The organism is Cereibacter johrii, from assembly GCF_001720585.1.
In the GTDB taxonomy this organism is placed as follows: domain Bacteria; phylum Pseudomonadota; class Alphaproteobacteria; order Rhodobacterales; family Rhodobacteraceae; genus Cereibacter_A; species Cereibacter_A johrii.
Genome location: NZ_MABH01000040.1, coordinates 1 through 9,775, shown reverse-complemented (window position 1 = coordinate 9,775; position 9,775 = coordinate 1). Strand labels below are relative to the sequence as shown.

10 protein-coding genes are annotated in these 9,775 nt (G+C 69.8%); all 10 read left to right on the top strand.

The window, feature by feature from the left end:
- The first annotated feature begins 208 nt into the window (after window positions 1-208).
- The 10 genes from A9O63_RS02455 to A9O63_RS02410 all read left to right on the top strand — a co-directional run bounded on the left by A9O63_RS02455 (window position 209) and on the right by A9O63_RS02410 (window position 9,572).
- A complete protein-coding gene (locus A9O63_RS02455; RefSeq protein WP_069330507.1) occupies window positions 209-1,192 on the top strand; it encodes a GNAT family N-acetyltransferase in 984 nt (327 codons plus the stop codon).
- Window positions 1,193-1,766: 574 nt separating this feature from the next.
- Window positions 1,767-2,447 (top strand): helix-turn-helix transcriptional regulator, encoded by a 681-nt coding sequence (locus A9O63_RS02450; RefSeq protein ID WP_167354597.1) that lies wholly within the window; start codon window positions 1,767-1,769, stop codon window positions 2,445-2,447.
- Between the two features lie 111 nt (window positions 2,448-2,558).
- Window positions 2,559-3,005, top strand: a complete 447-nt coding sequence (locus A9O63_RS02445) for a ferritin-like domain-containing protein (RefSeq protein WP_069330505.1) — start codon at window positions 2,559-2,561, stop codon at window positions 3,003-3,005.
- A 212-nt stretch (window positions 3,006-3,217) separates the two neighbouring features.
- Window positions 3,218-3,580, top strand: a complete 363-nt coding sequence (locus A9O63_RS23245; RefSeq protein WP_108223422.1) for a hypothetical protein — start codon at window positions 3,218-3,220, stop codon at window positions 3,578-3,580.
- A 382-nt stretch (window positions 3,581-3,962) separates the two neighbouring features.
- On the top strand, window positions 3,963-4,979 hold the full coding sequence (locus A9O63_RS02435; protein WP_069330503.1) for a LacI family DNA-binding transcriptional regulator: 1,017 nt from the start codon (window positions 3,963-3,965) through the stop codon (window positions 4,977-4,979).
- Between the two features lie 26 nt (window positions 4,980-5,005).
- On the top strand, window positions 5,006-5,938 hold the full coding sequence (locus A9O63_RS02430) for a substrate-binding domain-containing protein (protein ID WP_069330502.1): 933 nt from the start codon (window positions 5,006-5,008) through the stop codon (window positions 5,936-5,938).
- Window positions 5,935-6,720, top strand: a complete 786-nt coding sequence (locus tag A9O63_RS02425) for an ATP-binding cassette domain-containing protein (RefSeq protein ID WP_069330501.1) — start codon at window positions 5,935-5,937, stop codon at window positions 6,718-6,720. The genes A9O63_RS02430 and A9O63_RS02425 overlap by 4 nt, the downstream gene beginning before the upstream one ends.
- Window positions 6,720-7,724, top strand: coding sequence for an ABC transporter permease (locus A9O63_RS02420; RefSeq protein ID WP_069330500.1), 1,005 nt, complete (start codon window positions 6,720-6,722; stop codon window positions 7,722-7,724). Before A9O63_RS02425 ends, A9O63_RS02420 begins: the two co-directional genes overlap by 1 nt.
- Window positions 7,721-8,785, top strand: coding sequence for a phosphotriesterase family protein (locus A9O63_RS02415; protein WP_069330499.1), 1,065 nt, complete (start codon window positions 7,721-7,723; stop codon window positions 8,783-8,785). Before A9O63_RS02420 ends, A9O63_RS02415 begins: the two co-directional genes overlap by 4 nt.
- Before the next feature lie 22 nt (window positions 8,786-8,807).
- A complete protein-coding gene (locus A9O63_RS02410) occupies window positions 8,808-9,572 on the top strand; it encodes a glutamine amidotransferase (protein ID WP_069330498.1) in 765 nt (254 codons plus the stop codon).
- Window positions 9,573-9,775 lie beyond the last annotated feature (203 nt).

Sequence of the window (9,775 nt, the reverse complement as noted above, 5' to 3'; positions counted from 1 at the left end):
CGCCGCATCGCGCGGGGCGCGACCCGCGCGGGGCTCCTCAGGCCCTCGCGGATCCGCTCCCGCCGCCCCGTCTTTCCCCCGCCCCATGCACGCCCCCCCTTTCTTCCAAGGCCTGTCGCACCGCGCGTCGATCCGCCCGGCATCGCCTTCGCCAAGAAGCCCCCGGAACCCTTTACCTCCCTTTAGTTGCCGTGTGGTTAAAGGGAGAATGCGTTGCTCCTGGACCCTCTGCGACACCCCGCGCCTGCCCGAAGGGGCCGGCCTGCCGATGCAGCAGCATCCCTCCTACGGCCGGGCCTGTGGCAGCCTCGGGGCCGAGGCCTTTCGGCTCGAATGGCGCGAGGGGCGCCGGACGCTCGGCACGGCGCAGGTTCTCGCCCGGCACCTGCCGCTCGTCGGGCGCGTGGCGCTGCTGTCGCGGGGGCCGGTCTGGATGCCGGATATCGCGACCGAGCGGTCGGAGGCGGCCATGGCGGAGCTTCTGTCGGCGCTCGGCCGCAGGCACCGCGCCATCCTCGTCACGCCCGAGACGGCGGACGGGGGCCCCTTCTCACGCGGCGGCATGATCCCGGCGATGACGGCCGCCCATGTGGCGCGGCTGGCGCTGGCGCCCGAGCTGACGGCCCTGCGGGCGCGCCTTACGCCGGGCTGGCGGAACGCGCTGACGCAGGCGGAGCGCATGGGGCTCCGCGTCACGGAGACGGGCCTGCCGGACGATCCGGGCCACTGGCTGCTGCGGGCCGAGGCGGCACAGGCGCAGGCGCGCCGCTATGCGCGCCTGCCGCCGGCCTTCGCCCTCGCCTGGGCGCGAAACGGCGGGACGTTGCTTCTGTCCGTCGAGGGGGCCTGCGGGCCGGTGGCGGGTATCCTGATCCTGATCCATCCGCCCTGGGCCACCTACCACCTCGCCTGGACGTCGCCAGCCGGGCGCAGGCTCAACGCGCATACTCTGCTGCTCTGGAGGGCGATCGAGCGGCTGAAGGAGATGGGGATCGAGGCGCTGGAGCTGGGCCTGATCGACACGGAGCGGACGGAAGGCATCGCGCGGTTCAAGCTCGGAACCGGTGCGGCCGCCTGTCCGCTCGGGGCGACCTGGCTCCGCGCGCCCGGCACGGGCTGGGTGGCCCGGCTTGCCCGTCTCGTGCACCGCGCGAGCGTCACGCAGCAGGCCGCGAGAACCCTGCGAGGATAGGGGTTCCGCGCCGCGCGCGGGGGGCCCGGCGCAAGCCTGCCCGGATGCCGCGGCCATCCCGGGCTCGGCGCGCGGCGGCCGGGAAGGGCGTCCAGGCCGTCTCCACCTCGGGCGCCGCGATGCTCCTCTCAGGCGCCTTCGGGACGCGGGGGCTATCCTCCGCCCTGCCCGGCAAAGGAGGGGCCGCCCGCCGCTCCGGAGAGCGATCCCTCCCGCGTCGCTCCACGGCGCCGGGCCGGTCCGCATCGGGACGGTCGGGAAGAGACCGTGCCAGCCGCAGAAGGCTGGCCCGAGCCCGCACGGCAACCGGCCCTCTTGCCGTCCCGCGGGCGGGTCCGCGAGCGGAGCGGACGCCGTCGACCGATGCGCCATCCGGCGACCGCCCGGCGGCGTTCCGCGGGCGTGATCTGCACATTGTCGATGACGGACGCGAGCCGGGCCTCTCTCACCTCAACCTGGGCGCTTAATTCCGGGACGATCTTCGCAGCCATCAAGTCATTGTTTGGGAATATTTTTTTGCCCGTCTGCTCAAAAGACAGGCCTCTCGCAGCCTTACCTTTTGCGCAACTTGAGAATGGAACGGCGGCACGGTCTCCTCGCGCCGCAATCGGCAGCCCAGCGAAATGAGAAGATGACGCGTGGAACCCTCTCGGCTCTGACGGATCAGGAACCTCTGTTCCGTGATCTGGCTCCGGCCGGATGCTATGTGGCGCTGAGGGTGGGGTTCCTGGCGCCAGAGGACGAATTCAACCTCTTTCCCTCGGCCTGGACCCGCCATTACACGATCCAGGCCTTCGGCCTGCGCGACCCGCTGATCCGCTGGGCGGCGACCGCGAACGGCGCCACCCGCTGGAGCGCCGTCCATCTGCCGGACGAGGCGGGGGTGCTGGCCGCCTACCGCCGCCACGGGCTGCGCTTCGGCTGCGTGATCGGTCTGCCCGCCCGCACCGCCCGCAGCCGCAAGCGGAGCTTCGGCCTCTTCGCCCGCAGCGACCGCGAGATGACCAATCACGAGATCGCGACGCTCCGCGCGACGATAGCCGAGCTTCATGCCCCCAACCGCGATGCGCTCACCCCCAGCCAGGCGGAAGTCCTGCGGATGCTGAGCGAGGGCGTGCGCTACAAGGAGATCGCGCACCGCCTGGGCATCACCGAGGGGGCGGTGAAGGCCCGCTTCAAGGCCGCCTGCGACCGTCTGGGCGCCCGCACCGCGGTGCAGGCCGCCAACATCGCCCAGCGCCGCGGGCTGCTCTGACCGGTTGCGGCCCGGCTGCCGGGCAGCGCGCTGCGCAGGCCGCGACGTCGCGCGGAACAGCCCAGCGGGGCTCACGTTGATCCGGCTCATTCAGATTGAAAGGGCCTTTCGATGAGTAACCAGTCCTACACCCCCGACACCGCCGCGGCCGACGCGCTCGAGGCGCTGCACGACCGCACCCTCGACGTGCTCGCAGGGTTCGACACGATGGTGGAGAAGGCGGAGCCGGAGTTCCTTCCGCTCGCCCGCCGGTTCCAGGAGCTGCATCGCCGCCAGTCCTCCGAGATCGCGGCGCTTCTGTCGGTTGCCGGCCGGACCCCCGGCGACGACGGCACCTTCATGTCCACCGTCAACCGCGCCGTGGTCTCGTTGCGCGCGATCTTCGACAAGATCGACGAGGATGTGCTCCAGCAGGTCGAAAGCGGCGAACAGCATGTCATCGACGCTTTCGACGAAGCGATTGCCCAGCCGCAACCGCCCGAAGTCGCAACGAAGCTGAGCGAACTTCGCCAGGAGCTCGTGCGGCTGCTCGAGGAGGCGCGCGCGCACACGTCCTGACCGGCCCAGCACCGGCCGCACCCGCGCGCCAAGAGGCCAGGAGGCCAGGAGGCCAAGGGGGCCAGGGGGCCAGGGGGCCAGGGGGCCAGAAGAAGGCCCGCGCGGCCCTGCGTCAATATGCAGGACCCCAGCCGGGTTCAGCGCGGTCGCCGGACTGCTAGGATGGACACCGGCCTCATGTCAGAGGCCGGTGTAGTTTGTGGGTAAGCGGTATGGCGCGTTGGACGATCGGGCTCGCGGCCGGGGGATTGGTCGCGCTTCTGGCTCACGGGGCCGGAGCGCAGGAGGGTTCGGCACCTGCAGCCGGTGCGGATGCGCCGGAAAACGCGGCGCCGATGGTGCGAGGAGAGGATCCCGGCGCCGGGCCGGCAGCTGCCGTGCCCATGCCATCTGCCGCCACCGCCGACGCGGGCGGGCTCGCATCCGACGCCGCGGGCGCCGCGGCGGACGAACAACCGGAGGCCCCGGACGCATCGGAGCGTCGAACCCTCGCCGTCGGCCTCGCCGTGGCGCTGGCGTCCCTTCTGCTCCTCATGGGCCTTCAGGCGCGCAACCTCCCGCCGCGTCGGCGCTGAGGCCCGGACAAGGCGGCCAGACGCAGGATCCTCGCCTCGGGGGATGAGGCCGCGGCTGACCCTTCCCGAAGGCCGCATGAAGGCTGAGGGGCTGGCTCACGCCTCCAGACCGAGGCGGCGGGCCGCACGTTCCGAAACACAGGCGCCTCGGCATCGCCTCTCCGCCAGACGCGAAGCGGTCGCATCCTGTCCGGGCCCTCGTGCGCGCCAAGGACATCTTCACGAACCGACAGCGGAGGAGGCAGAACGACCGGAAATCGGTCACTGCCCCTCCCGGAACCGAATGACGCTTTACAGCGGCGGGAGATTCGGCCTAGCGTTCAGATAAACCAGTTTACTAAACCGATTTACTTCGGGATCGGGATCATCTGGACGAGGTAGAATGGCCAATCTTCAGGATGTGGCGCGGGCCGCGAACGTGTCGAAGACGACCGTCTCGCGCTATCTGAACGGCTCGCTCGAGCTGCCCGCGCGCACGGCCGAGGCCATCGACACGGCCATCCGCACCCTGAACTACAGCCCCAATCCCCATGCCCGGCGGCTGAGCCTCGGACGGTCGGACACGATCGCGCTCGTGGTGCCCGACATCGCCACGCCCTTCTTCGCCACCTTCGTGGCGGCGGTCGAGGCCGAGGCCGACGCGCGGGGCCTGTCGCTCGCGCTTCATGCCACGCTGAACCGTCCCGACCGCGAGCTCAAATATCTCGATCATATCCGGCAGGGCCATGCCGACGGGCTGATCTTCATCACCAATCATGCGGGCTCGCGGGCTCTGGCCGAGAAGGTCAATGCCGGCGGCCCCTGCGTGGTGGTGGACGAGGACATCGCCGAGGCGAGGGTGCCGAAACTCTTCTGCGACAATGCCGAGGGCGGGCGGCTCGCGGGCCGCCGGCTCGCCCGCGCGGGCCACCGCCATGTGCTGTTCATCGGCGGCGTCGACCAGATGATCTCGGGCGCGCGCCGCTATACGGGCTTCCTCGAGGGGATGCGCGAGATCGCAGGCCCGGACGTGCGCATCGAACGCTCCTGCGGCCCCTACACGTTCGAGGCGGGACGCGCCGCGGCGCAGGCCTTCGTCGCCCGCGGGTCGGACCGCCCCACCGCCATCTTCGCCACCTCGGACGAGCTCACCATCGGGCTCTACGAGGTGCTGCGCGAGGCGGGCCTGTCGATCCCGCGCGACGTTTCCGTCGTGGGCTTCGACGATGTGGGCCCGCTCCATCTTTTCGCACCGGCCGTGACAGCGGTGCGGCAACCGGTCCGGGATCTGGGCAGGCGTGCCCTCGAGCTGCTGCTCGCCCCCCCACCGGTCGACCCTGAAAGGCTCCCGCCAGAGGAGCTGCTTCCTGTCACGCTGATCGAGCGGGAGTCCGTTGCACCGCCGGTCGGACAGAACTGACGCAACCTGAACAGCGAGGATTGACCATGACCCCCCAATTCACCCGCCGTGCTCTCGGCGTCCTGCTGACCTCGAGCCTCCTCGGCGCCGCGGCTCTGCCCGCCTTCGCGCAGGAGCAGAAGACCGTGGCGCTGGTCCAGATCAACCAGCAGGCCCTGTTCTTCAACGAGATGAACCGCGGCGCGCAGGAAGCGGCCGACAAGGCGGGCGTCAAGCTCGTCATCTTCAATGCCAACAACGACTCGGCCGCGCAGAACAGCGCGATCGAGACCTACATCCAGGAAGGCGTGGACGGGCTCGCGGTGGTGGCCATCGACGTGAACGGCATCATGCCCGCCGTCCAGCAGGCGGCCGACGCAGGCATCCCCGTGGTGGCCATCGACGCGATCCTGCCGGAGGGGCCGCAGAAGGCCCAGATCGGCGTGGACAATGCCAAGGCCGGCGCCGATCTCGCGGCGCATTACAACGAGACCGTGGCCGAGCCTTCGAAGCTCGGGATCGTCGGCGCGCTCAACTCCTACATCCAGAACGTCCGCAAGGACGGGTTCGAGCAGGCGCTGGACGACAAGGTGACGGTCGTGGGCACGGTCGACGGCCAGAACATCCAGGACGTGGCGCTGGGGGCGGCCGAGAACCTGATCACCGCGAACCCCGACCTGACCTCGATCTACGCCACGGGCGAACCCGCGCTGATGGGCGCCATCGCCGCCGTGGCCAGCCAGGGCAAGCAGGCCGATGTCTCGATCTTCGGCTGGGACCTGACCGCGCAGGCCATCGATGCCATCGACGAGGGCTACCTCAAGGCCGTGATCCAGCAGGATCCGGCGGCGATGGGCGCGGCGGCGGTCGAGGCGCTGGTGACGCTCGCCGACGGCGGCGAGGTCGACAAGACCATCTCGGTTCCCGTGACCATCGTCACGAAGGAGAATGTCGACGGCTTCCGGGCGCTCTTTAAATGAGGACGGCGCCTTCCGCACCTGAGGAAGAGAGGGGGGCATCCCCCCTCTCCGCAGCCCCGATCCTGACGCTGCGCAACATCCACAAGACCTTCGGCTCGCATCAGGCTCTGCGCGGGGTCGATCTCGACATCCGTCCGGGCGAGTGCCTGGGCCTCATCGGCGACAATGCGGCGGGCAAGTCCACCCTCTCGAAGGTGATCTCGGGCACCTACATCCCCGACGAGGGCGAGATCACCATGGCCGGCCGGCCCGTCCGCTTCGCCACCCCGTCCGAGGCGCGCGCGCTCAACATTGAGATGGTCTATCAGGATCTCGCGCTCTGCGACCATGTGGATGTGGTGGGCAACCTCTTCCTCGGGCGCGAGCTGAAGCGCGGGCCCTTCCTCGATCAGAAACGGATGCTGGCCGAGGCCGAGCGGATGCTGGCCGCGCTCGAGATCCGCATCCCGCGCCTCACCGCCAAGGTCGAGAAACTCTCGGGCGGCCAGCGGCAGGCCATCGCCATCGCCCGCGCGGCGAGCTTCGAGCCGAAGGTCCTCCTGATGGACGAGCCCACCTCGGCGCTCGCCGTGGCCGAGGTCGAGGCGGTGCTGGGCCTCATCAACCGGGTGAAGGCACGGGGCGTGGCCGTCGTGCTCGTCACCCACCGGATGCAGGATCTGTTCCGCGTCTGCGACCGCGTGGCGGTCATGTACGAGGGCACCAAGGTGGCCGAGCGCGCCATCGCCGACACCAACCTGCAGGAACTCGTCGATCTCATCGTCGGCAAGGGAGGCCACTGATGGCGACCTACACCGAGCGCCAGGCCGGTTCGCGGCTGGCCGACTTCATCGGGGAACATGCGCAGGTCCTGTCGATCGCGCTGTTCTTCGTGCTCTGCATGCTGTTCTTCGGCGCCATGACGACCACCTTCCTCACGTCGGGCAACCTGCTCAACGTGGTGCGGCAGGCGGCGCCCATCCTGATCGTGGCGGTGGCCATGACCCTCGTCATCACGACCGCCGGGATCGACCTGTCGGTCGGCTCGATGGTGGCGCTCATCAACGCGCTCGCGGCCATCGTCATGGCAAGCGGGCTCGACTGGACCCTGACCCTGCCGCTGATGCTGGTCGCCGGCGCGCTGATCGGCGGGATCCAGGGCTGGTTCATCGCCTATCAGGGCATTCCGGCCTTCATCGTGACGCTTGCGGGCCTCTCGATCCTGCGCGGCTTCGCGCTTTACCTGACCGAGGGCTATTCGATCCCGATCCGCGACGCGGCGGGCTTCTTCTGGCTCGGCCGCGGCGAGGTGCTGGGCTTCCCCGTGCCCGCCCTGATCGCGATCCTCGTGGCGGTGCTGGGCTTCGTCGTCATGCTGCGCACCCAGTACGGCCGGCAGGTGATCGCCGTCGGCTCGAACATGGAGGCCGCGCGCCGGGTGGGCATGCCCGCCAAGCGCGTGCTGGCCTCGGTCTATGTCGTCTCGGGCGTGGCGAGCGCGGTGGCGGGGATGCTGATCGCCGCCCGCCTCGGCTCGGGCTCGTCCAACGCGGCGCAGGGCTTCGAGCTGCAGGTGATCGCGGCGGTCGTGCTGGGGGGCACCTCGCTCATGGGCGGCAAGGCCTCGATGCTGGGCACCGTGCTGGGGACCATGACCATCGCCGTCATCGGCAACGGGCTGATCCTCATGCATATCTCGCCCTTCTTCACCCAGATCGTCACGGGCACCATCATCCTCGTCGCCATCTGGATGAACACGCGGCTCTTCGACCGCCAGTGGCGCTTCGGACGGAGGAAATCGGCATGAGCGAGCTTTCTCCCTGCCACGTCCGCTCGGGCCAAATCATGACGGTGGACGGGCCGATCCCCTCCTCTGCCCTCGGCCACACGCTGATGCACGAGCATCTGCAGAACGACTGCCGCTGCTGGTGGAACCCGCCGCAGGAGCCCGAGCGCCAGTATCTGGCCGAGGCGCCGGTCGGCATCGAGATCCTGTCCGAGCTCCGGCAGGATCCGTTCGTGAACAAGCACAATATCGCGCTCGACGATCTCGATCTGGCCATCGCCGAGGTGAAGCAGTTCGCCGCCGTGGGCGGGCAGAGCATCGTCGATCCGACCTGCCGCGGCATCGGGCGCGATCCGGCGAAGCTGCGCCGGATCTCGGCCGAGACCGGCGTGCAGGTGGTCATGGGGGCGGGCTACTATCTCGCAAGCTCCATGCCCGAGAGCGTGGCGCGGCTCTCGGCCGATGACATCGCCGACGAGATCGTGGCCGAGGCGCTGGAGGGCACCGACGGAACCGATGCGCGCATCGGGCTGATCGGCGAGATCGGCGTCTCCTCGGACTTCACCGCCGAGGAGGAGAAGTCGCTGCGCGGCGCGGCCCGGGCGCAGGTCCGCACCGGCCTGCCGCTCATGGTGCATCTGCCGGGCTGGTTCCGCCTCGCGCACCGGGTGCTCGATCTGGTCGAGGAGGAGGGGGCCGAGCTGCGCCACACGGTGCTCTGCCACATGAACCCCTCGCACATGGACCCGGTCTATCAGGCGACGCTGGCCCAGCGCGGCGCCTTCCTCGAGTTCGACATGATCGGCATGGATTTCTTCTATGCCGATCAGGGGGTGCAGTGCCCCTCGGACGACGAGGTGGCCCGCGCGATCCTCGGGCTTGCGGATCACGGCTATCTCGACCGGATCCTGCTGTCGCACGATGTCTTCGTGAAGATGATGCTCACCCGCTACGGCGGCAACGGCTACGCCTTCGTGACGAAGCATTTCCTGCCGCGTCTGCGGCGCCACGGGCTGGACGACGCGGCCCTCGAGACGCTGATGGTGACGAACCCGCGCCGGGTCTTCGACGCCTCCATCTGACATTTCCTGCAAGGACAAGATCATGAGCACCAAGATACTGCTGGTTGGCGAAAGCTGGACGACCTCCGAGACCCATTACAAGGGCTTCGACCAGTTCGGCTCGGTGCGCTTTCACACCGGCGCCACGCCGCTGCTGGAGGCGCTGAAGGGCAGCGCCTTCGAGGTCGACTACATGACCGCCCACGATGCGGCCGAGGGCTTTCCCTTCACGATGGAGGGCCTTCAGGCCTACGACATCATCATCCTGTCGGACATCGGCTCGAACACCTTCCTTCTGCCGCCCGCGGTCTGGCAGCGCTCGCAATGCGTGCCGAACCGGCTGCGCCTGCTGAAGGACTGGGTGGCCCAAGGCGGCAACCTCATCATGATGGGCGGCTATTTCTCGTTCCAGGGCATCGACGGGCGCGCGCGCTGGCGCAAGACCCCGGTCGAGGACACGCTGCCCGTGACCTGCTTCCCCTGGGACGACCGGGTGGAGATCCCCGAGGGCGCGGTGGCCGAGATCGCGGCGCCCGACCATCCGGTGATGGCGGGGCTGACCGGCATGGACTGGCCGCCGATCCTCGGCGTGAACGAGGTCGAGCCGCGCGAGGGGGCCGAAGTGATCGCCCGCCTGCCCGCCGACCAGGGCGGCCATCCGCTCCTCGTTCTGGGCCAGCACGGCCGGGGCCGCACCGCCGCCTGGACCTCGGACATCGGGCCGCACTGGCTCTCGCCCGATTTCTGCGCCTGGGAGGGCTACGGGCGCCTCTGGAAGAACGTGCTGGGCTGGCTTGTCGCCCGCTGACAGGACAGGTCCGGGATGGGCCCGCGCCCGCAGGGGCCGGCTGTCCCGGGCCGCAGGGCCGGCTGTCGCTCCCCAGCCGGCGGGTCCGGCCCGCGCGCCCCTTCAGGCGAGCGGGTCGGGCCCCTGCCCTGCCCTCAGGTGGCGAGGATCGCGGCCATCTCGGCCCGGTTCGGAAAGGCCGCGACGGTGCCCGCGCGCCCGAC

Excerpts from the sequence above, each read along its gene's own strand:
- A9O63_RS23245 (WP_108223422.1), top strand. The coding sequence starts at position 3,218 with ATGGCGCGTTGGACGATCGGGCTCGCGGCCGGGGGATTGGTCGCGCTT.
- A9O63_RS02430 (WP_069330502.1), top strand. The coding sequence starts at position 5,006 with ATGACCCCCCAATTCACCCGCCGTGCTCTCGGCGTCCTGCTGACCTCG.
- A9O63_RS02410 (WP_069330498.1), top strand. The coding sequence starts at position 8,808 with ATGAGCACCAAGATACTGCTGGTTGGCGAAAGCTGGACGACCTCCGAG.
- A9O63_RS02445 (WP_069330505.1), top strand. The coding sequence starts at position 2,559 with ATGAGTAACCAGTCCTACACCCCCGACACCGCCGCGGCCGACGCGCTC.
- A9O63_RS02420 (WP_069330500.1), top strand. The coding sequence starts at position 6,720 with ATGGCGACCTACACCGAGCGCCAGGCCGGTTCGCGGCTGGCCGACTTC.
- A9O63_RS02435 (WP_069330503.1), top strand. The coding sequence starts at position 3,963 with ATGGCCAATCTTCAGGATGTGGCGCGGGCCGCGAACGTGTCGAAGACG.
- A9O63_RS02415 (WP_069330499.1), top strand. The coding sequence starts at position 7,721 with ATGAGCGAGCTTTCTCCCTGCCACGTCCGCTCGGGCCAAATCATGACG.
- A9O63_RS02450 (WP_167354597.1), top strand. The coding sequence starts at position 1,767 with ATGGAACGGCGGCACGGTCTCCTCGCGCCGCAATCGGCAGCCCAGCGA.
- A9O63_RS02455 (WP_069330507.1), top strand. The coding sequence starts at position 209 with ATGCGTTGCTCCTGGACCCTCTGCGACACCCCGCGCCTGCCCGAAGGG.
- A9O63_RS02425 (WP_069330501.1), top strand. The coding sequence starts at position 5,935 with ATGAGGACGGCGCCTTCCGCACCTGAGGAAGAGAGGGGGGCATCCCCC.